Annotated in this window: 28 protein-coding genes and 1 pseudogene; 12 read left to right on the top strand and 17 right to left on the bottom strand. The window is 39.3% G+C overall.

Going from position 1 to position 25,894, the window contains the following annotated elements; genetic code table 11:
- Positions 1–232 precede the first annotated feature (232 nt).
- From serA to J580_RS15755, 3 genes are all read left to right on the top strand, one after another.
- Positions 233–1,465, top strand: a complete 1,233-nt coding sequence (serA, locus tag J580_RS15745) for a phosphoglycerate dehydrogenase (RefSeq protein ID WP_002116919.1) — start codon at positions 233–235, stop codon at positions 1,463–1,465.
- Between the two features lie 98 nt (positions 1,466–1,563).
- Entirely contained in the window at positions 1,564–2,448 is an 885-nt protein-coding gene (locus tag J580_RS15750; protein ID WP_032004862.1) for an EamA family transporter, read from the top strand.
- Between the two features lie 92 nt (positions 2,449–2,540).
- Positions 2,541–3,404 (top strand): EamA family transporter, encoded by an 864-nt coding sequence (locus tag J580_RS15755; RefSeq protein WP_032004864.1) that lies wholly within the window; start codon positions 2,541–2,543, stop codon positions 3,402–3,404.
- A gap of 7 nt (positions 3,405–3,411) precedes the next feature.
- Here J580_RS15755 and J580_RS15760 read toward each other — a convergent pair whose 3' ends face one another.
- From J580_RS15760 to truB, 3 genes are all read right to left on the bottom strand, one after another.
- Positions 3,412–3,855: a hemerythrin domain-containing protein gene (locus tag J580_RS15760; RefSeq protein WP_001019905.1), complete on the bottom strand. Its 444-nt coding sequence runs from the start codon at positions 3,853–3,855 to the stop codon at positions 3,412–3,414.
- Between the two features lie 212 nt (positions 3,856–4,067).
- Positions 4,068–4,844 (bottom strand): sulfite exporter TauE/SafE family protein, encoded by a 777-nt coding sequence (locus J580_RS15765; protein ID WP_000525218.1) that lies wholly within the window; start codon positions 4,842–4,844, stop codon positions 4,068–4,070.
- A 19-nt stretch (positions 4,845–4,863) separates the two neighbouring features.
- Entirely contained in the window at positions 4,864–5,769 is a 906-nt protein-coding gene (gene truB / locus J580_RS15770; protein WP_032004865.1) for a tRNA pseudouridine(55) synthase TruB, read from the bottom strand.
- 153 nt (positions 5,770–5,922) lie between these two features.
- Between truB and J580_RS15775 the strand changes: the two genes are divergently transcribed.
- On the top strand, positions 5,923–6,954 hold the full coding sequence (locus J580_RS15775; RefSeq protein ID WP_032004867.1) for a lipase secretion chaperone: 1,032 nt from the start codon (positions 5,923–5,925) through the stop codon (positions 6,952–6,954).
- Between the two features lie 115 nt (positions 6,955–7,069).
- Positions 7,070–8,011: a lipase family alpha/beta hydrolase gene (locus J580_RS15780; RefSeq protein WP_014207808.1), complete on the top strand. Its 942-nt coding sequence runs from the start codon at positions 7,070–7,072 to the stop codon at positions 8,009–8,011.
- 52 nt (positions 8,012–8,063) lie between these two features.
- Here the strand turns inward: J580_RS15780 and rplS are convergent, their stop codons facing one another.
- From rplS to ispH, 12 genes are all read right to left on the bottom strand, one after another.
- A complete protein-coding gene (rplS, locus tag J580_RS15785) occupies positions 8,064–8,432 on the bottom strand; it encodes a 50S ribosomal protein L19 (RefSeq protein WP_002116654.1) in 369 nt (122 codons plus the stop codon).
- Positions 8,433–8,651: 219 nt separating this feature from the next.
- Positions 8,652–9,407, bottom strand: coding sequence for a tRNA (guanosine(37)-N1)-methyltransferase TrmD (trmD, locus tag J580_RS15790; protein ID WP_032004868.1), 756 nt, complete (start codon positions 9,405–9,407; stop codon positions 8,652–8,654).
- 42 nt (positions 9,408–9,449) lie between these two features.
- Complete coding sequence (gene rimM / locus J580_RS15795; RefSeq protein WP_002116736.1) at positions 9,450–9,998, bottom strand: ribosome maturation factor RimM; 549 nt, start codon at positions 9,996–9,998, stop codon at positions 9,450–9,452.
- A gap of 19 nt (positions 9,999–10,017) precedes the next feature.
- Complete coding sequence (gene rpsP / locus J580_RS15800) at positions 10,018–10,269, bottom strand: 30S ribosomal protein S16 (RefSeq protein ID WP_000260334.1); 252 nt, start codon at positions 10,267–10,269, stop codon at positions 10,018–10,020.
- A gap of 147 nt (positions 10,270–10,416) precedes the next feature.
- The gene (locus J580_RS15805; protein ID WP_032004869.1) at positions 10,417–10,842 is read right to left on the bottom strand and encodes a type IV pilin protein; all 426 of its coding nucleotides are present in this window, start codon (positions 10,840–10,842) and stop codon (positions 10,417–10,419) included.
- Positions 10,839–11,321: a type IV pilin protein gene (locus J580_RS15810; protein WP_032004871.1), complete on the bottom strand. Its 483-nt coding sequence runs from the start codon at positions 11,319–11,321 to the stop codon at positions 10,839–10,841. The genes J580_RS15805 and J580_RS15810 overlap by 4 nt, the downstream gene beginning before the upstream one ends.
- Positions 11,322–11,331: 10 nt before the next feature.
- Positions 11,332–15,186 (bottom strand): PilC/PilY family type IV pilus protein, encoded by a 3,855-nt coding sequence (locus tag J580_RS15815; protein ID WP_032004872.1) that lies wholly within the window; start codon positions 15,184–15,186, stop codon positions 11,332–11,334.
- Positions 15,187–15,197: 11 nt separating this feature from the next.
- Entirely contained in the window at positions 15,198–16,007 is an 810-nt protein-coding gene (locus J580_RS15820) for a PilX N-terminal domain-containing pilus assembly protein (protein ID WP_005067126.1), read from the bottom strand.
- On the bottom strand, positions 16,004–17,005 hold the full coding sequence (locus J580_RS15825) for a PilW family protein (protein ID WP_032004874.1): 1,002 nt from the start codon (positions 17,003–17,005) through the stop codon (positions 16,004–16,006). The genes J580_RS15820 and J580_RS15825 overlap by 4 nt, the downstream gene beginning before the upstream one ends.
- Entirely contained in the window at positions 17,005–17,565 is a 561-nt protein-coding gene (gene pilV, locus J580_RS15830) for a type IV pilus modification protein PilV (protein WP_081403682.1), read from the bottom strand. The genes J580_RS15825 and pilV overlap by 1 nt, the downstream gene beginning before the upstream one ends.
- Complete coding sequence (locus tag J580_RS15835; RefSeq protein ID WP_032004876.1) at positions 17,559–18,032, bottom strand: GspH/FimT family pseudopilin; 474 nt, start codon at positions 18,030–18,032, stop codon at positions 17,559–17,561. Before J580_RS15835 ends, pilV begins: the two co-directional genes overlap by 7 nt.
- A 169-nt stretch (positions 18,033–18,201) precedes the next feature.
- A complete protein-coding gene (ispH, locus tag J580_RS15840; RefSeq protein ID WP_002116992.1) occupies positions 18,202–19,152 on the bottom strand; it encodes a 4-hydroxy-3-methylbut-2-enyl diphosphate reductase in 951 nt (316 codons plus the stop codon).
- 122 nt (positions 19,153–19,274) lie between these two features.
- Here ispH and gmk point away from each other — a divergent pair, with 122 nt between their 5' ends.
- The 5 genes from gmk (at position 19,275) to J580_RS15860 (ending at position 23,098) form a co-directional block, all read left to right on the top strand.
- Positions 19,275–19,904: a guanylate kinase gene (gene gmk / locus J580_RS15845; protein WP_002116973.1), complete on the top strand. Its 630-nt coding sequence runs from the start codon at positions 19,275–19,277 to the stop codon at positions 19,902–19,904.
- Positions 19,905–19,976: 72 nt separating this feature from the next.
- Positions 19,977–20,255: a DNA-directed RNA polymerase subunit omega gene (gene rpoZ / locus J580_RS15850; protein WP_002116990.1), complete on the top strand. Its 279-nt coding sequence runs from the start codon at positions 19,977–19,979 to the stop codon at positions 20,253–20,255.
- Between the two features lie 38 nt (positions 20,256–20,293).
- Complete coding sequence (locus J580_RS23565; RefSeq protein ID WP_014207816.1) at positions 20,294–20,449, top strand: hypothetical protein; 156 nt, start codon at positions 20,294–20,296, stop codon at positions 20,447–20,449.
- A 15-nt stretch (positions 20,450–20,464) separates the two neighbouring features.
- Entirely contained in the window at positions 20,465–22,570 is a 2,106-nt protein-coding gene (locus J580_RS15855; RefSeq protein WP_002116807.1) for a RelA/SpoT family protein, read from the top strand.
- 144 nt (positions 22,571–22,714) lie between these two features.
- Positions 22,715–23,098, top strand: a complete 384-nt coding sequence (locus J580_RS15860; RefSeq protein WP_002116996.1) for a RidA family protein — start codon at positions 22,715–22,717, stop codon at positions 23,096–23,098.
- 39 nt (positions 23,099–23,137) lie between these two features.
- Here J580_RS15860 and J580_RS23845 read toward each other — a convergent pair.
- Positions 23,138–23,215, bottom strand: a pseudogene (locus tag J580_RS23845) (hypothetical protein); the annotation flags it as partial.
- A gap of 102 nt (positions 23,216–23,317) precedes the next feature.
- On the opposite strand from J580_RS23845, the gene J580_RS15865 reads away from it, so the two are divergent.
- Positions 23,318–23,512 carry a bacterioferritin-associated ferredoxin gene (locus tag J580_RS15865; RefSeq protein WP_000289091.1) on the top strand — a complete coding sequence of 65 codons (195 nt, stop codon included), beginning with the start codon at positions 23,318–23,320 and terminating at the stop codon, positions 23,510–23,512.
- Between the two features lie 243 nt (positions 23,513–23,755).
- The gene (gene bfr / locus J580_RS15870; RefSeq protein ID WP_005067113.1) at positions 23,756–24,220 is read left to right on the top strand and encodes a heteropolymeric bacterioferritin subunit Bfr; all 465 of its coding nucleotides are present in this window, start codon (positions 23,756–23,758) and stop codon (positions 24,218–24,220) included.
- Between the two features lie 41 nt (positions 24,221–24,261).
- Here the strand turns inward: bfr and J580_RS15875 are convergent, their stop codons facing one another.
- Positions 24,262–25,890, bottom strand: coding sequence for a PglL family O-oligosaccharyltransferase (locus J580_RS15875; protein ID WP_032004877.1), 1,629 nt, complete (start codon positions 25,888–25,890; stop codon positions 24,262–24,264).
- Positions 25,891–25,894 lie beyond the last annotated feature (4 nt).

Here is a 25,894-nt window from a genome sequence, read left to right on the forward strand (position 1 = left end):
CGTCACTACAAAACATGTTTAACGTAAATAAATGCTTTCTATGGGGCTTTCAGAGAAAAATCACATTTAACCCCCATACCAAGCATATTTTAAAATGCTGGACAAGCCATAAACAGAAGTGATTAGACATAGATAAAATTGCCATAAGGCGATGGTATAAACGAAATATCTATAGCGCTGCCCAGTATGTTATTATACCGCCACCAAATTTGGCCTTTGTAGCGGAGCCGTAATGAGCCAACATCTTTCACTACCTAAAGATAAAATCCGTTTCCTTTTGTTAGAAGGCGTTCATCAAAACGCAGTCGATACTCTAAACGCTGCGGGTTACACCAATATTGACTATCGTAAAACTGCTCTTGAAGGCGAAGCGCTTAAAGAAGCAATTAAAGATGCTCACTTTATTGGTATTCGTTCGCGTACCCAATTGACTGAAGAAGTTTTCGAAGCTGCAAACAAATTGATCGCAGTAGGTTGTTTCTGTATCGGAACAAACCAAGTTGATCTTAAAGCAGCAATGGCACGTGGTATTCCTGTATTCAACGCACCGTATTCAAATACGCGTTCGGTTGCAGAGCTTGTACTTGCTGAAACGATTCTTCTTCTTCGCCGTGTTCCTGAAAAATCGGCGGCTTGTCATCGTGGTGGTTGGGACAAGTCTGCTGTCGGTTCTTTTGAAACTCGTGGCAAAACTTTAGGTATTGTGGGTTACGGTTCCATCGGTTCTCAACTTTCAGTTCTTGCTGAAAGCATGGGTATGCATGTTATTTATTATGATGCAGTAACCAAGTTACCAATGGGTAATGCTCGCCAAGTTGGTTCTTTAGATGAACTTTTAGCAACTGCAGATGTTGTAACGTTACATGTGCCAGATGTTCCGTCTACACGTAACTTCTTCACTAAAGAACAATTTGCGAAAATGAAAGAAGGCGCGATCTTCTTAAATGCTGCACGTGGTACATGTGTAGTGATTGAAGATTTAGCCGATGCAATCAAGTCTGGTCATATTGCTGGTGCAGCAGTTGACGTATTCCCGAAAGAACCTAAAGCAAATGGTGAAGAATTCCAGTCTCCACTTCGCGGCTTAGACAACGTGATTTTAACTCCTCACGTTGGTGGTTCAACCATGGAAGCGCAAGCAAACATCGGTTTAGAAGTTGCAGAGAAATTTGTTGCTTACTCTGACAAAGGTATGACACTTTCTGCGGTGAACTTCCCGGAAATCGCATTACCATTGACAGCTGGTCAACACCGTTTATTGCACATCCACAAAAACGTGCCAGGTGTATTGTCTAAAATCAACAACTTGTTTGCTGAACAAGGCATCAACATTTCTGGTCAGTCACTTATGACTAAAGGTGACATCGGTTACCTCGTAATGGATGTTGACGCTTCTGCTTCTCAAGAAGCTTTAGATATGTTGCATGAAGTTGAAGGTACAATTCGCGTGCGCGTATTGTTCTAATACGAACTGTAAATTCAAAAGCCACAGCATTGTCTGTGGCTTTTTTATGGGCATTTACATTATCATGTGAAAAGTATACCAATTGATCAAATAATAAAATGTCCACTTTAAACCAGAAATCTCAGCTACATGCTTTGGGTTTTCTTATTCTTGCTATGTTAAGCGTTCAAAGTAGCGCATCTTTAGCTAAAATTTTATTTCAGAACTTCCCTGTACTGACTGTTTCAGCAATGCGCCTATGTTTAGGTGCAATTATTCTTGCCATTATTTTTCAAATTTGGCGAATTAATTTTAGTCAGGTCCGCTGGAAAGCAATTTTAGCTTATGGATTTGCGCTTGCAGGCATGAACGCCTTATTTTATCTGTCGATCGAACGCTTACCCATTGGAATTGCGGTTGCTTTTGAATTTATTGGCCCTTTAAGTGTAGCGTTATACCACGCACGCCAAAAATATGATTTTGTTTGGGTGAGCTTCGCAATTATTGGTCTGATTTTACTTTTCCCTTTTAATCAAGCACATAGTTTAGATTGGATCGGCGTTTTATTTGCAATTAGTGCAGGATCTTGTTGGGCGCTTTATATTATTGCCGGCCAGAAACCTTCTGGTATTTCAGGTAATCATACGGTGTGCTTGGGAATGAGTGTAGGTGCATGCATATTATTACCCATTACCTTTTTTTCAGGCTCGATCGGTCAAGTGATAGAACTTCCCTATCTTTTTTATTTTATTGGTTTGGCCATTTTAGCCAGTGCTCTCCCATTCTCTTTAGAAATGTTAGCACTGCGCAATTTGACACCTTTAAGCTTTGGAACTTTGATGAGCCTAGAGCCCGCAGTTGCAGCACTATCTGGTTTTATTTTTTTAGGCGAATATCTGTTATGGAACCAATGGCTAGCACTTGCAACCATTATTACCGCTTCTGTTGGTTGTACCATAACCACCCAAAAAGCTCGCCAAGAACGTGAAAAAGCGGCAAGTTAATTTAATGATCGCTGCCAGTTAAAACTCAGTATTCGTTATAATTGACTCTTATTATTTTTTAAATATCAAATGAAGCGCTAAGGTTTTTTTCCATGCAAAATCTTCCAATTATTGCTGTGCTGTATATGATTTTGTCGATGGTTTCATATCAAATCAGCGCTTCATTTGCCAAGCAGCTCATTGCTACATTAGACCCGCTCACTGTCACAATTTTAAGACTCTGTTTTGCAGCAGTTATTGTTGCCGTCATGTTTCGTTCATGGAAAATCTGGTCTCGCTTACCCTACTTAAAATGGTGTGATTTATTGATGTACTGCGCATCTTTAGGGTTAATGAATATCCTATTTTATACTTCGCTTGGAAAATTACCTCAGGGAATTGCTGTTGGCTTAGAGTTTATTGGTCCATTAGGCCTTGCGCTTCTTTCTATTAAACAAAAGAGTGACTACATATGGGTAGCGCTTGCCATGTTAGGTATCGCACTTATGGTACCTTGGCAAAACCCAGTTCAACACCATTTCTCGTATGTAGGTGCAGCTTGCGCCCTAGGAGCGGGTCTTTGCTGGGCCTTCTATATTTATTTTGGCCATAAAGTTGTAACTCAAAATATAGGGATGCATGCATTAACAATTGGAATTGGCGTATCTGCACTTGCATTATTACCAATTGGGATCTGGCATAATGCTCCTGCATTACTTGAGACCCAGTACTGGGGTAAAGCATTACTTATTGCGGTTTTAGCGACTGCTATTCCCTATGCACTCGACTTAATGGCTCTCAAACAACTCAATAAATTAACTTACGGGACTCTAACGAGTTTAGCACCAGCATTGGCAGCATTAACGGGTTTCTTATTACTTCACGAAGAAATCAGCACGCTGCAATGGGTGGCTTTGGCTTGTGTAATGTTGGCCTCGATTGGGGTTACTTTAAGAAGTACTAGAAAAGCTGCGTAGGTTTGCTCTACTGCTGCTTTTTATACTTTTTATATTCCTTTAAATATTTATTACCCAGCGTTTCTTTTTCGCTGTCTTTAAGAATTTTTCCGGCTTGTTGAAAAAATTTATGTTCTTCTTCTTTTAAATGGTGATGGACTTTTTCACTCAACTGTTTGGCGGTTGCTAACCAGCTAGGGCTACTCATATCGGTTTTTTCAAGCTGTTCAACCAACTCATCCATTTCATGATGTTCGGATAAAGCATGTCTCGTAATATCCAAACCCACATCATCAAACATTAAAGGAATATAGAGATAACGGTCTTCGGCAACTGAATGGGCATAAAGTTCATTTTTTAATGCATCAAATAATTCTTTTCGTTCTTCGGTTAAACCATGTGTCTGGATTAATTGCTCAGAAAGGTTTCGTTGATTTTCATGGCTTTCTCTTAATGCTTCGAAAATATTCATTCTCTTCCTCATTTTTAGCTAAAAAATCTTTTTTATTTCAAGGTTTATCATACGTTGAAATTTATATTATTTAAGTAGCTTAAAATGAGACTATTTTTTACACAGTTTTCTTTCTAGTAAGTTTCTGTAATGATTTTTATATTTTCAATGAGGAAAGATACATAAAAAGTATGAACTGCTCCTTAAGACCAGCTCATACTTTTTTATCTTATTTAGCCTGTAACAAACATTTGATAGCCCAAACGGCAAATCAGAATACTTACCAAAATTAAAAAGATAATTCGCACAAAACCACTGCCATATTTAAGTGCAGTACGCACCCCAACAATAGAACCTAGCACGTTAGCCGCCGCCATCATTAAACCAATATGCAAAATAGCGTGACCAGTTGGGATGAGGAAACTCAGCGCAGCTAAGTTAGTCATAAAATTACCAATTTTTGACAAAGCTGAAGCATGCAAGAAATCAACTTGTAAAAAACGGATAAAGAAGAAAATAAAGAAACTACCAGTACCCGGCCCAAAAATACCGTCGTAGAAACCAATGGCCAAACTACCAATACCAGCTAAAATTAACATTTTCGTGGTAATTTTTTGCTCGGTATGAACTTGACCGAAGTTCTTTTTAACTAGGGTATAAATCGCAATCACAATCAACATCACGAAAACGAAAGGACGCAATACCGATTGAGGAATAAGTGACAAACATGCCGCGCCGGCAAAAGAACTAATCAAGGCACAAATGGCAATAACGGCTAAAAGCTTCCATTGCAATTTTACTTTTTTAGCAAATGTATAAGCCGCCGATGCCGTACCAAAAATGGATGAGACTTTATTGGTACCAATCACCGTAGCAGTCGACATGTTAGGAAAAGTGCTCATGATCCCGGGAATCTGGATGAGTCCACCGCCGCCTACAGCAGCATCAATTGCTCCTGCAGTAAACGCAAAAAAGATCAAACTAAGGATAACGTCCCATTCCATGCCCATGCTCTATACTCTACATCTACTACAAATTTAAGATACGCTTAGGTACCAACCGTTTTTTATCGGTAATCTCGGCTAAGCCTAAACAGCGCTCACCCGAAAACACCAAAACTTCTGCTTCTGCAGAATGCTCAATATTGCTTTCTAAACCGTTGCAAAAATATTTTTCACGCCCTTCCGGAACTTGAATTTTTAGGAAATGGTCAACTGGTGCATAAACTGGAAGTAGCAAAGCTTCTCTTTGCTCTTCTGTTAAACTTTCCAGATATTCAATGGTATAACTTGGGATAAGCTCAAAATGTCCTGTTTGAGTCCGGTTCAGCATCGTTAAATGCCCACCACAACCAAGTGCTTCACCAATATCTTCACCTAATACACGGATGTAAGTCCCTTTAGAACAGGTTACATCCAGAGTGATACTATTTTCGGTAAACTCAATAAGTTCTAAAGCATAAATCGTGACTGGACGCGCTTCACGCTCAATCTCTATACCTTTTCTCGCCAGCTCATATAACGGCTTACCTTCTTTTTTCAAAGCCGAATACATGGGTGGAACTTGTTGAATATCGCCTCTAAACTTTTCTAAAGTTTGTTCAATAAGTTCTTGGTTAAGCACAGGAATAGGACGCTCTTGTAAAATCTCCCCTTCCACATCACCTGTTGTTGTGGTCTGTCCCAATCGAACAGTGGTTTGATAACGCTTTGTTGAGTCCAGCAAATAATGTGAGAACTTGGTCGCCTCTCCCAAACAAATCGGGAGCAAACCTGTCGCCAAGGGGTCTAACGCTCCAGTATGGCCTGCTTTTTGGGCGCGGTATAACCAACGCACTTTTTGCAAAGCCGCATTTGAACTTAAGCCTAATGGTTTATTTAATAGAAATACACCACTGATATGGCGACGAGAAATTTTTTGATTTTTTGTCGTCATTTTTACTGGAACACAAAGCTAGAAAAAAGTGCCGACATGTTAGCAAATTCGGCAAGATATTTTCACAATATTTAGGTGCCTTTTCACTTATTTTATGGCACATTAATGATCGAGTAAAAAAACAACAAATTAAAACTTAAGGAAGATATCTTTATGCAAGGAATGCAGAAGAAGGTATTGTGGTGCGTGCTCGGATTTTTTATTTTGGGCCTCATTGCATGTGTCTATTGGTTAAAGCCTGACTCAAAAAACACATTAGCCCAAGTCAGTGAAACCACAGCTCAAAATTTATCATCGGCTCAACCCACAAATCATTCATCGCTAAATGCAGATGCTTACCATAGTAAAAGTCAGCAAGATACTGAAGTTAACTGTCAGTTAAAAATTGATAGTTCCCAACATTTGGTTGTTAACAGTCAAACTCGTGACTGCTTTGAATATTTTATTACTCAATATGGAGAAAATGATTTAGAGCAAATTAAAAATCACTTTGGACAATTTATTCAGGGGAAATATTTAGAGCCAGCTCGCTCACAGATTCTGGATTTATGGACCCGCTACTTAAAATACCGTGAACAGCTTGCTCAAATCCAAACGCCTCCATCAAAACAACAAGATAAAAATTATTTTCAAAAGATCTTTAATTCAATGCAAGATCTAAGAAAACGTTTCTTTTCGTCCGCTGAAATTGAAGGGCTCTTCTCAACTGAAGATATCTATCAGAACTACACGCTAGATCGTATGCAAATACTTGAGGACTCTTCTTTAAGCGAAATTGAAAAGGCTCAAAGGCTTAAAGAACGCTTTGAACAGCTACCAGAAGACTGGCAACAGAACCTACAAGAACTCTCTAAACTTGATGATTTACATACGCTGACTAAACAAATTAAAGCACGTCATGGTTCAGCAGAAGAGCTTAGACAAATGCGTACAGCACTTGTTGGAGCTGAAGCAACTCAAAGGCTAGAAACTTTAGACACACAGCGTAGTGCTTGGCAGCAAAGGGTCACAAGTTACTTGAGTGGACGAGATGAAATTATTAGAAGCAATATGAGCGATAGTGCTAAAAACCAAGCTATACAACAATTACGCCAACAACAATTTAACTCATCACAAGAACAATTAAGACTTCGAACTTTTGAAACGGTCCATGATCAGGGAGGTGAACTGCCATTTAATTATTAAGCCTTTTCTTTTAGGAACTGGCTAAACAAGCACTAGCAGTAAGAAGCTGCTTTTCATACAAAATAAAAATAGTGAGTAAAAAATGAAAAGGAAGTTAACGTTTTTTTGTGCTGCAATGCTCTCAGGACTGAGTATTTCAGCGGCCCATGCCACAAATGCTGAACAAGTTAAAAACTCGTTCGTCTATTCATCTTATGCACAAACCAAATATCCGCTGGTTTTTAACCACGGTATGGCAGGGTTTAACCGAGTTGGGACAGATACACTTGGTCTCGATTACTGGTACCAAATCCTTCCTGATCTTGCTCGTAATGGAGGAAATGTCTGGGCAACCAGAGTGTCACCTTTTAACTCAACAGAAGTGCGTGGTGAACAACTTGCCCAGCAAGTAGAAGAGATTATTGCCATTACTGGTAAGCCTAAAGTCAACTTGATCGGTCATAGCCATGGGGGCCCGACAATTCGCTATGTGGCCGGTATCATGCCAGAGAAAGTTGCCTCACTCACCACGATCGGTGCACCTCACAAGGGGTCACCAATGGCAGATGTGATCCTGAACGTTGAGGGTACTCCTCTGTCTGGACTGGCAACGTTAGTAAACTGGTTTTCAGCAGCCATTACTTGGGCAGGAGGCCTAGACCCAACAAGCTATCCGCACGACTCTTTAGCAGGTGCTCATAGCTTATCAACTCAAGGTTCAGCTCAATTTAATGCTCAATTCCCTATGGGTGTACCAACTACTTCTTGTGGTGAAGGGACATATCAAGAGAAAGGTATTTATATGTATTCTTTCTCGGGGAATAAAGCGCTGACCAACCCATTAGATCCATTTGATATTGCGCTTACAGGCAGTAGTTTAGTGGTTGATCCATTTGGTGATAATGATGGACTTGTTTCCCGATGCAGTGCCAAATTTGGTAAAACAATTCGTGATGATTACAACTGGAATCATTTAGATGAAGTGAACCAAGTACTTGGTATACGTTCTATTTTCGCTTCCGATCCTGTATCAGTTTATCGTCAACACGCAAACCGTTTGAAACTTCAAGGACTATAGTTTTTAAACAAAAAAATGCGCCAAAAGGCGCATTTTTTTACTCGCTATAAGCTTACGCTTTACGAGCTGGTAATTTTTCACGAATACGTGCAGCTTTACCAGACAAGTCACGAAGGTAGTAAAGTTTAGCACGACGAACGTCACCACGACGTTTCACTTCGATTTTAGCAACAACTGGTGAGTGAGTTTGGAATACACGCTCAACACCAACACCGCTAGAAATTTTACGTACTGTGAACGCAGAGTTCAAACCACGGTTTTTCTTAGCGATTACAACACCTTCAAATGCTTGAAGACGTTCACGATCACCCTCTTTTACTTTTACTTGAACGATGACAGTGTCACCAGGAGCAAAAGCAGGGATATCAGATTTTAACTGTGCATTTTCAACAGCTTGAACTAAAGGATGTTTACCACTCATTGTGGGAATCTCCAATATGTGCGGAGTCAGAAGAGGTCTGAATTTCCGCTGGGGATAGAGGCTAAAGCGCATATCAACCCGTTTATCTTTCCCTTTACGACAATATGTCTATAAAGAGCCTTTAAATTTACATAAAACTATTCATTAAATAGAATTATGCTTTAACTCGAAGCATTGCTTCTCGTCTTGTTGCAGAACTTTCGTTCTTGAGAATAACGATTAAGAGTTACCGTTATTCACTTGCATATCTTTTAGCCATTTTTTTTGCTGCTTAGTCAACTCAACCTTTTCGACCAACTCTGGTCGGCGCTCTAGAGTTCGTTGATATCGCTGCAAAAACCTCCATTTTTCAATGTTGCCATGATGTCCAGATTTTAATACCTCTGGCACATCTAGCCCTTCAAAATGGTCAGGCTTTGTATATTGTGGACAATCTAAAAGACCGTCAACAAAAGAATCTTGTACTGCTGATTGTTCATCTGACATTACATTCGGCAAACGGCGAATAATACTGTCAAGTAACACCATAGCGGGCAGTTCACCACCAGATAAAACATAATCACCAATTGACCATTCTTGATCAACATAATGCTGGATCAAACGTTCATCGACTCCTTCATAACGTCCACACAGTACAATTAAGCCGTCATAATCAACAAACTGCTGTACTGCCTGTTCATTTAAGGTTTTGCCTTGTGGGGACATATACACCACAGGAACATGAACATGTCCTGCTTGTGAGGCAAGCTGTTTGGCATGTGCAATTGCTTTCGCCAAAGGCTCAGCCATCATCACCATACCTGGGCCGCCACCAAATGGACGTTCATCCACTCTTCTGTAATTTCCCTCAGCAAAATCACGAGGATTAATACAAGTGACTTGTACAATATCTCGTTTTGCCGCGCGTCCGCTGATGCCGTAGGCTGTAATCGCTTCAAACATTTCAGGAAAAAGCGTAATGACTGCAAAAAACATCACAGACTCCTCTATTTTCCTGCTGTATTAATCCTAAAAGGATTAATAATCTACGCCCCAATTGACGTAAATACGACCAGCTTCAAGATCAACACGTTGTACTACATCTTTATGCCAAGGAATCATGCGCTCTTCTGAATCAATGCTGTCTGGGGTAGCATGCACCACCATCACATCATTAGCTCCAGTTTCAAACAACTCATGAATTTTCCCTAAGTTTACTTCCTGTTCTTCTTCATCAAGACCTAACACAGTTAAGCCCTTTAAATCTGACCAGTAGTATTCATCTACATCTGCTTTTGGCAGTTGAGACTTAGCAATCCAGATATTAGCGCCAACCAAGCTTTCCGCCCCAGTGCGATCACTCACACCTTTCAACGCAACAACTAGGCCTTTGCCATGTGGTTTCCAACGTTTTACATCTATTGTTTGCCAACCGGCCTTGGTCTCAATGTACCAAGGCAGGTAGTCAAACATGTTGCTCATAGGTTCTGTATTTGAATACACCCAGAGCCACCCATTCAATCCATAAGCTGAACGTAACTGTCCAATCTGAATACGATCTTCGGGAACATTCTGTGTTGATGTCATGGGCTACCTACTACAAAAATTATGCAGTAGCTTTTTTAGCTTGAGCAGCTAAAGAAGCAACACGTTCAGAAGGTTGAGCACCTTGAGAAACCCAGTGAGCAAAACGGTCTGCATCTAAACGAAGTTTTTCTGCTTGACCTTGTGCAGTCGGGTTAAAGAAACCGATACGCTCGATGAAACGACCATCACGTGCATTGCGGCTGTCAGTCACAACGATTTGATAGAATGGACGTTTTTTTGCGCCGCCACGTGCTAAACGAATAACAACCATGATAAAAGCCTTATAATTCTTACGGATTATCCCTGCACCGACCATCGGCAACACTTCAAACCCCTTTCATAGAGGGCGACATTCTACGTGATTTTCGCCCTGAAAGAAAGATTATTTTTTGAGTTATCCGCAGTTTTGAATTTAAAATTACTGTAGCCAATTTGATGTGGCAGATAACGCACAATCAGTTGCACCTTTTGCCCAAAATTTTTGCCCTTGATCATTAAGACAAATGATCCCATCACCAGCTTGAGAACTAGTAGCAATAGGTGTAGCAGTTAGCACCCAGCTTGAATCAGTTATGCTAGCAAAAGCTAAGTTATATAAGGCTTGGCCTTGTTGAGGACTGACACTAGAACCATAAATCGAAGTAATCGTCGCATTCGACGGATAACGATTGTGAACTACTTTTTCTGATTCTAATGTTTGGGCAATATTCATCATTTCAGATTGAACAGCTGTACGATGCCCTTTGCGTAAATACTGCAAATACGAAGGTGTCGCTATAGCTGCTAAAATTGCAATTATTGCTACTACAATCATGAGTTCTATTAAGGTAAAACCATTCTTCATTGCCAATTCTCACTATTTGTTTCACATACATTGCAAGTGACTGTTCCACCACAGTCATTATCAACAGCTGTAGCTGTTAAACTTTGGCAGCGCAAACTTGAATTCTTAGCAATAAAATTAAAGTTTCTTGAATCTGTAGTTGTCGCTTTAATGACCCATGTTTGCCCATTTGCAGCAGCATTCGTTAATAAATTTCCTGTCGTCGTATCATCACTAATTTCAATCGTATAACCACCCCGTGGCAAAGTTACAGATGTCGTAGTAAATCCTCTATAGGTAAAGTTCTTGGATTTATGCCGTTCCAACTGTTCTGCCAATTTTAGAATTTCACCTTTAGCAGCAGAAGCCGTCGCTCTACGGCTATAACTTTGATATGAAGGGATAGCAATCGAAGCAAAAATAGCGACAATCACGATGACAACCATGAGCTCAATCAAGGTAACACCCTGATTAAACCGCAGAATATAATATTTATTCATCAGTCATCCCTTAGCGATAACGCTCATACCAGCGTGTAGGAACTAAATGACTTGTACACTGCCACTCGCCCGTTCCACTCTCGTTTCCAGACAGTTGTAATTTCCCACAACTATTAGTCACTGGAGGTTCATCTCTTTTTGGAACAAATGCTATGCCGCGAATACCGGAGCCAATAACGTTTTCATTACATTCAGAAACTCCTACTGGGCAATTAGTACCAGTTTGTGTTTCAAACCCACTGTGATTCTCTTTATTTTGATCGATGGACCCATCAGAATTAAGGCAGGCACCAAATGGTAAACAGAACGTCTGCTGATCAGTTTCACCTACTACCCGGGGTAAACATGGGTCTGCCGCTACAATACCTGTTCCCTGTGGATCATAAACAGGCACAATTAAAGTCCCTGTAATTGCCATAGGCTCTTCAAAAGCTTTAAGACCTCCTTTAATACGGAAACTATTATTAGCTTTCTCGGTACCATCGCTCATACTAGAAAGTGAACGATACCAACCATTTTGTCCCGTCCCCGTATTGGGAAAGAAAATCTGTGCTACTCGTGTTTCTCCAGATCGTAAAATTTGTGGATTTTTTCGAAGCGTCGATCGAGTAATATCTTTCGTTTCAAGCTGGCTATCTGTTAAAGACATCAGATTCTTTTTAATAAAGTCTTTATCGATAATTCCATAAACGTTGTTTACAGGTCTTCCACTTAATGCTGTGCTTGGTGACATCCCCTCACGGCCTGTAAGCGGATAAACATCTAAAGGTGTACTACGGTCACCTGAAGCAATACCTACAGTAATAAAAGTGCGGATTCCATAATCGTGAATTGTCACTGTGGGCGGTTCATAAAAACGCGGCGCATTCCCAGCGGTATAGTCGTTCGAGCTATCATAAGTAGCATCATTCGTTGCCAAATTGGCTAATCGAACAACTCGAACCCCGAAACTGCTATAAGTTGAATTTGTTTTTGTCTGGTTATTATTAAGATCGATACGGAAAATTTGCCCGCCTAAATCGCCAAAATATAAATGGTCGACTAAACCATCAGCATCTCGATCTAAGGTACTAATGCGACTAACAATACTGTGCTTCATATTAGAGTTATCTATATTAGAGCCTGTATCACTAGTCCACCATAAGCGCTCCCCAGTTTTAGCATCAATAATATAAACAGCATTCCCTTTTGCTTTTCCATTCGTAAAGCAAGAATTGCTCAAGGTAATATTCGGGTTTTCATAACATTGGTCGTAGCCACCACCAACAATCATAACGCGTTTAATCACCCCGTTATAACGTATATTTGCAAGTACAGGTTTAGACCAACTCTGCCCCATACGACTATAATCAGTTTGGTCTGCTCCTACTCTAAAGAGGAGCTTAGGTGAAGCAGGATTTAAGACATTTAAGCCATAATAACTGCTGCCCCCCATTCGCATGCCACCATAAATATTCATTTGCTTTGCAGTTACTTTTGATACTACTGAGCTACCACTTCCCGTTGTAGTAATACTATATGCAGGGTCGGATACCCAAGCTCCATCCATACCGTGTGCAGGTGCGGTAGCATCACTTTGACCAACAACTAAAGCTTTTGAAGCGACTGGATCATTTAATATATCGGCAGGAACGAAAGCCATTTGTTCTACACCAGTTGAAGCATCCACAATATGCAGACCGCCTTCCATCGTTCCATAGAGAATGGATTGTTCTCGCGCAGATGTTAAACTCCCATTTTCATCTAATGTTCCATTATAGGTAAGCTGTACTGGTAAAGAATGAATACTACCGCCCATCGATAAATAGGGTTCATTCGATGTAACTAATGACGAAGGTAAAGTCGTAGCACTAATATCAGTTGAGTAACCTAGATAATTTAATATTTTTAATTTCAAGCTAATCGGGAAAGCTTTTAAAATATCTTGTCCAGTTGATGCATTAAATTTTCCTAAAACATAACTTGCTGTATTAGCCACACTATCAAAAGGATTAGTTCCTTCTGGTGGAGTAGCTGGAATTTTTAGCAAATTAGTTCCAGAAGTCGATATTTTCGTTAAGCTACCATCTGATGCGACGGCGGAAACATCGGTAAATAAATTGCGAATTTTACTTTGTACTGCGTAATAATATTTTGTGATATTTCCTACGTTATCTACCACTTCTGATTGTCCCGCAACTGGTAAAGGCACCTTCGAATAAGCCCCACCAAAAAAGACTTTACCTCCATCATTATAAGTAGAGCTATTCCAATAATCTTTCGTACCCGTTCTAAATGCCCCAGTTGCGTTGTAGACCAGCCCACCAGTGTTAGCTTCAAAAGCGCCCGCATTTGTTCCCGATAAAACAACATGATATTTTTTTAAATTGCCACGCCATGTTAAATATGGGTTGGCAGGATTGGGCTCTAAAGCACGTAAATAACCATATTCCTGTAAATTTTTAGGATTCAGTGCATCATAAGGAACTGAGATAGCACCTGTGGTTAGTGGTTGTAAAGGAACTTTATTCAAATTACCAATAAATGCAACTACACTATCTGTTACCCCCTGAGCACTTTGAGTTGAAAAAAAACCACCATTCCCATAGCCAGGTGTTGTTACCGCATTTGTAGTTTGATTTGGCGAACATAGATCATCCCCTCCACGGTCGAATTGGGTTCTCGAACTCAAACGACAGGCATTTTTTACATCAGAAGAACTTAAACTAGAAAAGTCACTACCAAAACCAACAAATGCTGTTTGAATAGAAACTCCGGCAGGATTCTTTGTTTTATCAAATAGTCGTTTTGCAAACTCCCCCATACAGGCCCAACCAGAGTCTGCTGTCGTGTTAGATAAACCTCCAGAACAATTAAAATCAGCTCCAAAAGTACTACCTAAAGCAGTCGACATCACGGTTGCCGAACGTGTATTTGTTGTATTGTTCGGCTCCCCATCTGATAAAAAGTAGATTCCTTGCCCATCACAACTCTGGCGATTAGCCACCGCAGGCAAAGGAGATTGGTAAATGGTATTTAAATTAGAGGCATTTCTATCTACAACAATATTCGGATTGCTAGCTGTATCATTTGATTTTGATTTTGGGATACCGCTATCTGCATTTGCTACAGCATAATTAAAGGTAGTGTAGTAATAAGTATAAGAATAGGTCCAATCCGACGAAGTATCATAAGCAGTTGCCGTATCCACACCCGGATTAGAAGTTGACCAGTTACTCCAATAGTTATTAGAACGACAAGGTTGCCATAGATTTGTAGTATCAATTTGTGAATCGCGATAATTCGTACAATATGAGTATTCCGTTCTATTATCAGATTTTCGCACACGCCTTATATAGCTATCTTTTCGAATGGCATAATTTGCCTCTGAATAGGTCGTTGTACCCATCAAATAAGCAGCAGCTTCCGCATAAGCATGTGCTGAAGGCGTTGACCCGCCAGCAGTTAAATTTGCAACAGCCTGTTTTAATTTATAACGTTGAGAACCCACTGTATTTAACGTACTCGCATCTCCTAAAGGAGCAGCAGCCACTAGAACCTGCCCACTTCGGCTATCACCATTTGCAGAGAAATTTCCCAACCCCACACGAGTGTCATTTAAAACAGGATTATTACTTGCTAAAAAAGCATTCATACCATTTTTAAGCATAGCCAGACGGTTTTCGCCATAACTATTGTTGGTCATACTTCCTGATGTATCCAACATCATCACAATGGTTTTTTTACCAGCTGTAGGTGAAGCATAAATTTGTAAATCACTCGCCTGCACAACGGAGCTTGTCATTAGCCATGTAAAAGCAACTGAACTCGAACAGATGGCATACCATAAATTATTTGGCTTAAAATTCTTCAATTTTAGTTTCACGATATTCCCCGTTATGAACCTGGTGCCGTAATTTGAGTGAGTTTATTGGTATAGTTAAATTCTTGAACTTGAGTACTAAAAGGCACGTTATGATTTGCCAAACACTCCGCCAATGTTTGTTTAGCCGTTAATGCGGTATCAAAATTGTCGCTAATTTTTGCCGAACTCGTGCTTAAACAATCTCTTTGTAAAGTTTCAATAGAGGTAGATGCATAGGCTGGCAAAAAAGCAGTTGTAATCACTCGAATCCGTTGCGTAGACAACATACTTTTAGGAAGTTGCGTACCTTCCGAGGTATTTGTTCCTCGTGGTAAATTTGAGCCTGGAATATCGCTAGCAGCATCTGTTGGAACACTTACAGCAACTTGGGTAACCACTGCTTGACGATTACTTCCATAGTCAGTTGTTAAATTGCAGAAACCCGCCACTCCGCCATCTTCAACAACCGCATTATTAGCACTTCCTGCTCGAAGTAAACTTGCACCTCTGGTCTGAGCAAAATTTGTTGCTGTAGAAACAGGCTTATAACAAAAGTTGTATTCCGCACCAGGATTACTTTCATGCTCTTTAAGCGCGGCACCAATCACATTAGTAATATTAGTTAGGGTGGTAGGATTCATCTGCACAATAAGTTCTAAAGGTGTGTCAGATGACTGAAAATTTAATTGGCTCACTTGACTATTGGTAGCAACTTTTAAAGAAACAATAGCCACTCTTATTGCTAAAACGCCTACAGAAATAACAATCAATAAAATAATAAGCACAACAATAAGGGTTGCCCCTTTTTCCTTAGATCTACTTTTATGAATTAAATGGGTCATAGACTTTCCCCCATCGCGTTGCGTAGAGCAATTGTTAAGTTATAAGTGCGGCGTAAGAATCGAGTTGTATTATCAGAAGCATGTACGGTTTGATCTAACATAAAAAAAGATTGCTCAGGATCTATTGCTTTGCTTTGGGCATTATTAGTAGAGCGCGCTAATACAGACATTTGTATTGAAAGAATTCGTGGCGGCATCACAGATGGTGTGGCATCTCGGGCAGCCTGTGCAGCAGCGCGATACTGGGGAATGGTATAATAAACAAAATTGCCAGCCGCATTTTTTGCACCAAACAGCACATGGAAATGGTCAATACGCGGCAATACAATTTGACCAGCGTCGCCTAACCCAGCAACAGTGGTCGGTTGAGCTGTGGCTACAGCAGAGGGAGTATTTGCATCACATGCAAGTGCATAATCTTGCTGGGAACTACCATTGCTATCCAGACGTAAAAAATAACGCTCTACAATTAAATCACCTGCAAGTACATTTACACCTTCACAATTGGTCATATTCGTAGGTGCAATAAATTGGATAGTCAGCTGATCACTTTGCACAGCAGCATTTGAACTGTTCTGTATATTTGAAAGACCTTTCCAGTGATTACTCACAGTACTCACCGTATCCCCTGCACCACGACTGAGTAATGTGTCAGCAATATAAGTATTTGTTCCAACGTTAGGGACAAAATTAACATTGTTGTTATTGGTTGCAGTTGAGCCAGTTAATACAACACCGCCCCAAGGGGTTGTATCAGTTAATATTGGGTTGGTTACATTTCCATAATTTAGAAGCCGTATATCACGGGCAATATATTCCAAACCAAAAATACCGCTATCTTGTATTTCAGCATTTGCTTTTTGTAGACGGCTTGATAGAAGTCCACCAATAAATAATTGAGTCGCCGCGGCTACCAAAATTAGACCTAAAGCCAATGCAACCATCAGCTCAATTAATGTAAAGCCTCGTTGTTTCCATAATACAAATGAGTGAGCCATTAATATGCCTCCATCATTAAACAGTTCGAATTATTGACATAAACGCCATTTGTACTCATACAGCTCGACACATCCGCGCTCGTGACTCCCTCATTTGTTGTAATTACTGGAGCGGTTTTTCCCCAAAAAACAAACAAACATTGCCTCTGCTGGGCCATTGTGCTTGTAACCCCTGGGCAATTTGTCATTGTAATTTTCATGCCAAGTTGATCAGCATTTCTTGCTGCTTGATATGCATCAAATTGCGCAAGCTGAGAAGGTGTACAAGCTGCATTGAAACACAACGTAGGAGCTGCGGTGGTAGATGAATAATTGCTATAACTACGGACAAATGCGGGATACTGACTAGCTTGAGAACTATTTACGCGAATGTTTTCTGCTAATCCTCTCATGATCATAATCGCTTGAGATTTGCTTAATGCCTCTGAAGAAGCATCCATAGCACGGACTTGCAAGGCAACATATCCTAAAACCCCTATCGCAATTAAAATTAGGGCAACCAACACTTCTAATAAACCCACCCCAACTTGAGTCTTTTGTTTAGAGCCCTGCATTAACATGTCTCCTCAGCTTTAAAAGTTAATGTGCCAAGCTTTGTTAAAATAAGAATTTTCTTTTTATTTAATTTTGAATTACAAATAGATAAAAGTGTGCCTTGGGTAATATTGGTTATCACCCCATTCGCATTAAAAGTTAGAGTCGTTGCTGTTAATGAACTCTGCGTACCATCAGCAGCGATATTTTTAAGCTCAAGACTGTTATTGGAATCAGCTTTCCAATTCAAGGAAGTGGGAGTATTTAAAGCTGTTGAATTCAGATTAATGGATACATCTTGTCGACCAAGTATGGCTTGGTTCTTTGCTTCCGATAAAGTATTGATTAGATCTCGTTGGTTTCCATCTAGTCGTTTGCTTTCTAATAAATTCGACATAGATGGTGCAGCCATCATCGCGATAATAGCCATGACCGCAATCGTCACCATAAGCTCAACCAAGGTGAACCCGTCTTGCGGAATAATTCCCCTCATCCCCATACCCCAAATAAACTTTAAAATTTTTTATTTATTAATTAAATTTTACGTCTTATCTTTACAAAACAAATACAAAGCAGATAAAGGGTATAAAAAAACAGATAACTGTCATATCAACAATTATCTGTTTAAATTTTTAAAATCAGTATGTTAAATACATCACACTTTACGCTTGAGTCACATGAATGCGTAATTCTTTAGGAAGACTAAAAGTTATGTTCTCTTCACGCCCATCTAATTCTTTCGGTGCTTGAGCACCCCAATCTTGTAAACGTTGAATCACTTGTTTAATCAAGATTTCTGGTGCAGACGCGCCAGCAGTAACACCAATTTTACATGTCTCATTGAACCATGACTGCTCTAACTGATCAGCATTATCTACAAGGTAAGCGGCTTTACCCATACGCTCTGCAAGCTCACGTAATCGATTTGAGTTTGATGAGTTAGGTGAACCTACAACTAAAACCACATCACACTTTTCAGCTAAATCACGCACAGCATCTTGTCTGTTTTGAGTTGCGTAGCAAATATCATCTTTACGCGGACCCTGAATATGCGGAAATTTTGCACGCAAAGCATCAATAACCTTAGCTGTATCATCAATAGATAACGTCGTTTGAGTCACAAATGCAAGTTTTTCAGGATGTCGAACGGTAAGTGCAGCGACATCTTCTTCATCTTCAACCAGATAAATATCACCGCCTTTTAATTTGTCATATTGCCCCATTGTGCCTTCGACTTCTGGGTGCCCTTCATGACCAATTAAAATAGCTTCAGTACCTTCACGCGCATATTTAGTCACTTCAATATGAACTTTAGTCACTAAAGGACAAGTTGCATCAAAAACTTTTAAGCCTCGGCGTTCAGCTTCCTGTTGAACTGCTTTTGAAACACCGTGCGCACTAAAAATTACAATTGAGTCATCTGGAACCTGATCTAGTTCATCAACAAAAACGGCCCCTCTCTGACGTAAGTCATCAACCACAAATTTATTGTGTACAACTTCATGACGTACATAAATAGGAGGGTTGAAACATTCCAAAGCCCGATTGACGATTGCTATGGCTCGATCAACACCGGCACAAAAACCACGCGGATTAGCTAACACAATTTCCATAACAGCCTCAAAATTAATAAAACAGGGGAATTTCTCTTGAATATTTGCAATTAAAACTATTCAGTTTAAACGCACGGTACACTACAATAGCGAAGATATTTTATCATATCAGGAAAAATATCATGTCGGGTCTATTGTTTGTCGTTTCTGCTGCATCAGGAACGGGCAAAACATCTTTGGTAAAAGCCCTGCTTGACCGTGTGAGCAATTTACATGTTTCAGTCTCGCATACAACCCGAGGTCAACGTCCCGGTGAGTTAGATGGTGTTCACTATCACTTCACTACAAAAGATGAATTTCTAGACCAAGTCAACCATGATGGATTTATCGAATACGCTGAAGTATTTGGTAACTACTATGGCACTTCTCAAGCTACGGTAAAACAACAGTTAGCTCAAGGACACGATGTCTTACTTGAAATTGATTGGCAAGGTGCAGAGCAAGTACGTAAGTTGTTTCCTGAATCTAAACAAATCTTTATTTTACCGCCTACTCAATTCGATTTACGTCAGCGTTTATCTAATCGCGGTACAGATTCTGTTGAGGTAATCGAACATCGTTTAAGCTGTGCGGTTGAAGACATGCAGCATTATACGAACTTTGACTACATCATTATCAATGATGATTTTAATAAAGCCTTACATGAGCTTGAAGCCGTGATTACAGCGAACCGTTTAGTGCTATCTCAGCAAGCAAAAAGACACCAAACTTTAATTCAAGACTTGATTACTCCTCAACCAAAACAGGAATAACTTGAGTCTAGAACGAAAGCCTTTTATACTATTTAGTCTGTTCAAATTCACCATTCCAAAACGAGAACTTTTATGGCACGCGTCACCGTTGAAGATTGTTTAGATCATGTAGACAACCGTTTTGAGCTTGTGCTCGTTGCAAGTAAACGTGCTCGTCAATTGGCACGTCAAGGCATGGAGCCAACTGTAGAATGGGATAACGACAAACCGACTGTAGTTTCTTTGCGCGAAATCGCGGCAGGGCACGTTACGAAAGAAATTCTTAAACAACGTGAGCAAGATTACCAAACTTCTAGTCTTGATCTTGCCCTTTCTACAAACAGCTTGAATTTAGAAGGTTTTTCTTTCTAATTCACCCTGTTTCATAAAAAAACCATCGTTTTTCTGCGATGGTTTTTTATTTGGCTTTGCGCCATATTCAAACATATTGGGAAAAGCAATTATTTTCATTGAAAAAAAAATACACTTTTTCAAATGAAAAAATTGACAAGTTCCGCAATATGCTTTTCATTAAGAAGCAGATAGATTTAGTTTTTCAGCAATAGGAAAAAGGGTGATTTATGCCAGGCGAAGAGGTCAGCCAAGCCAAGCAACAGCTCAAATTAATTATCGACCCTTACTTATCGGTGAGTGAAGTCGAAAAAGTGCTTGCTGCCTGCGATTTTGCCGATCTAGCGCACACTGGCATTACGCGTAAAAGTGGCGAACCCTATATTCTACATCCGATTGCTGTAAGCTGTATTCTTGCAAACATGCGTTTAGATGCTGAAACTTTAATGGCAGCACTTTTGCATGATGTTATTGAAGATACTCAATATACAAAAGAAGATATTATTGAGAAGTTTGGCCTAACCGTTGCAGAGCTAGTAGATGGTGTAACCAAACTTAGCCAATCAAGCGATAAAGAATATAACAAGGCAGCTTCATTCCGAAAAATTCTGCAAGCGACCTTACAAGATCCGCGTGTCATCATTATTAAATTAGCAGATCGCTATCATAATATGACAACTCTAGGTGCTTTACGCCCAGATAAACGAGCCCGTATCGCTCAAGAAACTTTTGATATATTTGTACCGATGGCAAGATTAGTCGGCATGAATGAAATGGGCGATAATCTAGAGAATCTCTGCTATCAAAACCTTGACCTTGATATGTTTGATAACGTTCAGAATGCTCTGCTACAGACAAAGCCAGAACGCTGTAAATATCAAAGTATTTGGGAACAAAACCTCGCTGAACTTCTGCATAATTATCATATTCAAGGCCGTATTAAAAAGAAAAATAACAATATCGAATTATTACGCCATTTCGTTAAAAACGAGATGGATCTCCAAGAGCTTACTCATAGTCATGCTTTTGAAATTGTTCTACAAAGCATTGCCGACTGTGACCGCTTAGAAGAAGCATTAAGAGAAAATTTTCAGGTTATCCAGTACCAAGATCATATTCGTCGCCCACTACCTGGCGGTAATCAGTCTTTACTGATAAAGCTTAAAGGCGAAAAAACAACACTATCTCTTACCATTCAAACCGAGCTCATGCGTAAAGCTGCCCGTTTTGGGGTAGTGTTAGGTGAAAATGCGCCGCAAACTTGCCGCTCTGCCATTCAGGCTTCAATGCAGAACTTAAATACATTGATTGACGGTGAATGTGCTAAAACAACTTTTAATGATTTACTTGATTATCTACATCAAGAAAAAATCTGGGTATATACACCACACGGTCAACTGCATGAGCTACCGCAAGGCGCTACTGTAGTTGATTTTGCTTATTCAGCAAGCTTATTTTTAGGTAACCATGCGGTTGGTGCAAAAGTCGATGGAGAGATTAAACCACTCTCTACTCCATTAGTTAGCGGTCAGGTTATCGAGATTATTACGGATGTTTTGGCAACACCAAACCCAGACTGGCTAAGCTTTATTAATACGCAAAAAGCGCGTCGTGCATTACAGCATGTGCTTAAAGATCAAGATATCGAAGAACAACGTCTAGTTGGTGCACAAGCCCTTTCTCGTGCACTGAAACTTTTTAACCGTTCAATCAATGATCTTTCTGAAGCTGACTGGCTAGATCTATTGCAATGGCGCCATATCGATAATAAAAATACATTGTTTGAACAAATTGCGGTTGGCGATTTACTACCTCAACTTGTAGCAAACCACCTGTTTGCTCATGATAAACATCCGCAAGTGGAAAACTCAGATCGACTTATTCAAAGTACTGAAGGAGTTGACGTTAAATATGCACATTGTTGCAATCCAATTTTAGGCGATCCAATCCAAGGACATTTAACGCGTCGCGGGTTAATTGTGCATCGTATTCGCTGTCATAACTTACTACATGAACAACATCTACACCCTGAAAATATCATGCCACTTCAATGGAAAGCAGATGATGTAGATGATGTCCGTTTTACAGCCTACCTTGCTATTTATATGGCGATGAATGATGAACAAGTATCAGATCTGATTTATCAATGCCGTAAAAACAATGCTGGTGTAGAGATGGTTCACTCAAATGAGCAAAGAACTTTTGTGAATATTGTAGTGAATAACCGTAAACATATTGCAAAAGTCATTCGTGATTTACGCATGCACTATGGTTTCCCCCGAATTGAACGTTTAGACGCTCCTGCTCCGCAAATGGAAATTTCAAAAGTAAGCTAAATTTCTATAGAGACAATTCACTAGATTTGTGTTTCCTTAACAAAATCAAACTTTCCAAATTCACTTAATCAATTAAATCGATGATACTTTTGTCAAAAGCTATCATCGATTATGATGGAAAGAGATTTAATCAAGGAGAACCCAATGTCCCGCCAAGTCATTCATACTGAAAATGCCCCTGCTGCTATCGGCACATACTCTCAAGCTATTTTAGTAGATAATACGCTATATCTTTCAGGGCAAATTGGTTTAGACCCATACAGTATGGAACTTGTAGAAGGTATCGAAGCTCAAATTCGCCGTGTATTTGATAATTTAAAAGCAGTTTGTGAAGCTGCTGGTGGTTCACTTGCAGATATTGCTAAGCTCAATATTTTTTTAACTGATCTATCAAATTTCCAACTCGTAAACCAAATTATGGGTGAATATTTTGCTCAGCCCTACCCTGCACGTGCAGCTCTTGGTGTAGCAAGCTTGCCAAAAGGCGCATTAGTAGAAATGGACGGAATTGTAATTATTAATCAATAAGATATAAAAATTAAAATATCTAAATTTCACTATTTAGTTTTTTAAAACACGAACCACCTTTGCATAAAAATCTAAATTCTTCTTGGATTTCCACTTAGGTGGTCTTTTTTTATTCAGAATCCCAATAATGATAAATGAGATTTCAAATGAATTTCATTGACAAACGATAATAATTATCAATAATATCAATTATCGCATTTATATTTGGGGATCACTCCCATGTACGTTTGCTTGTGTCGTGGCATTACCGATCAGGATATTAAAGACGCTATTGAAAATGGCGCTGAAAGCTATCGTGAAATTCGCGACTTGCTTGATCTTGGTACATGCTGTGGACGCTGTGCACCAGAAGCCCGCGCTATCATTAGCGAAGAATTAGCAGAAATCGCTGCTCGCATTTCTGTAGCTGCATAATAAAAATTAATATTTAACAAAATTTATTGACTCCTCCACCGCTTTTTGCGGAACCTTTATAGTTCCTCATTCAAGCGGTTTTTTTTGACATAAAAACATCCTTTTTAATACTGTGTTGTTTTTGATTGCGATTTTCATTTGCTGTTCCATAAATTACTCGCCATCTCCGTGATTGTTCACTAAAATGGATTTATAGATTGCCTTAATTAAGTTTGAGGCAGAAATTGTTTTGGAGTAGCTACAATGAAAGGCAATCGTGATGTCATTAATCAGCTCAATCAAGTGCTGTATCATCATTTAACTGCAATCAATCAATACTTTTTACATTCACGCATGTTTAATGACTGGGGAATTGAGCAGCTTGGTTCTGCTGAATATAAAGAATCAATTCGTCAAATGAAACATGCAGATAAAATCATTGAACGTATTTTATTTTTAGAAGGACTACCTAACCTTCAACATTTAGGTAAGCTTTATATTGGTCAACACACAGAAGAAGTTCTGCACTGCGACATTCGTAAAGTAAAAGAAAATATAGAAGCAATTCAAAAAGCGGTTGCTTTAGCTGAAACAGAGCAAGATTATGTCACTCGTGACCTTGTTCAAGAAATTTTAGAAAAAGAAGAAGAATACTGGGACTGGCTAGATACTCAAATTGATCTTATTGGCAATGTTGGTATTGAAAATTATATCCAGAGCCAAATGTAATTTCTCATAAAAAAATCCCCTTATACTTAAGGGGATTTTTTTTACTTCTCTTTTAGTAATTCTGATAGCGTTATTTTTTGCTTATAAAGATGTTGCAAAATAAATATTTGCTGCTGCGCCTGTTCTACTTTCCCGTTGTAAGCGAGCAATTTTGCGTATTTACGTAAGTTATATGGAGTAGGCTTATTCTTTATAAAATTTTCCCATTCAACCAAATCACCTTCAGATAAAATATTTTGGGGATTAAGTTCTATCCAACTTAAACGCTGCTCAAACTGTGTTAAAACAAAAATTTTACCACTTCCCATAAATTCAGCGTTTGGACGCTTATTATTAAAAAGCAAATTACTATTCAGAACATAGACATTGTAATCACGTAGAATTGCAATAATAAGCAATAAACTTACAACCCATGATAAGCGAAAAAGATGTTTGTTGAGGATAATTCCCTTAAGTACAGTAGTTTGTGCTTGCACAATACCCAGTAGGAATCCACAAGTAAGTAAGAAATAAGCATAGCGCTGTGGAAACTCTAACATGGCATGAATAAGCACTGTACAGACCATCATAATCGCTATAATCGAGATGGTATTTTTAGCCTGTTGATTTAACCAAATAAACCAGCAAGCAAAGTAGGTAATGATTACAGCACCCAAGGGAATACCATTCCAGATAATTAAATCAAGCAGTACATTATGTGCACTGGTAGTCCACTCTCCTGTTGGGAAAGCATGGTAAACTGTCATTTGTGCCACACTGGTTTGATTCCAACCATAACCTAACCAAGGGTGCTGCTGTACAGCAAGCAACATTTGTGACCAGATATTAAAACGCAAATACCCAGAGCTTGCTCTTTCAACCAAACCACTTGCTTCGGTTACATCAGTACTTGACCATGCTTCAATTAAATTAGTAGCAAATGGTAGAATTACCCCAGCCATTACGAAAAAACCGACGCACCACAAAAAACCTTGAAAAACTCCAAATCTTTTTTGTTTCCCAAATTGTTTAACTATCCAATAGATGAATAAAAATGGAAAAACGATCCATGATGTTCGTGACTGACTCAAGGCGATCGTAAACAGAATAATGAGGGCTGAAGGCAGGAGTAACCAGACGGTTGCCTTATTTTTTTCATATAGATACAAACATCCTAATAACCCAATAATTAGGAATGTTGCCATGTTGTTGGGTTGACCAAAATTTCCGTAAGGACGGTTACCAATCAGATGAAGGGTATAAATTAAATGTGATTCAATATTCAACCATTGAAAAATTGCTATAAGACTAGTTAATAGCGATGTAATAATTACTAATAAGCTAAAACCTGAAAAAATTTGATCTCTCTTTTTTTGATCTAAAGATAGGTTGTAGCCAGCCAAGACCATAAACCAAAAACCTAATAAGTAAAATGTACTTAATAAAGCCGTACTTAAATCAAAAACTAAACCAAAGCCCCACTGCACAATAGGAATTAAAGTAAATGGTAGCAACAATATCTGTGCTCTAGGAATTTTAATATTTTGTTGAAGTAAAGCAATTAATACACATAGCCCAGCCCCAAAAGTACTGACTTCACTTGAGAACATGACCCACGGGCTGTAGTGAAATGGAGACAACCATGCAAAACCCAATAGGATTGCAGCGAAGAACAGAAAGAATACTTGCATAGTG

Origin of the sequence: Acinetobacter sp. 1542444, from assembly GCF_000581835.1 — a bacterium.
Lineage (GTDB): Bacteria > Pseudomonadota > Gammaproteobacteria > Pseudomonadales > Moraxellaceae > Acinetobacter > Acinetobacter pittii.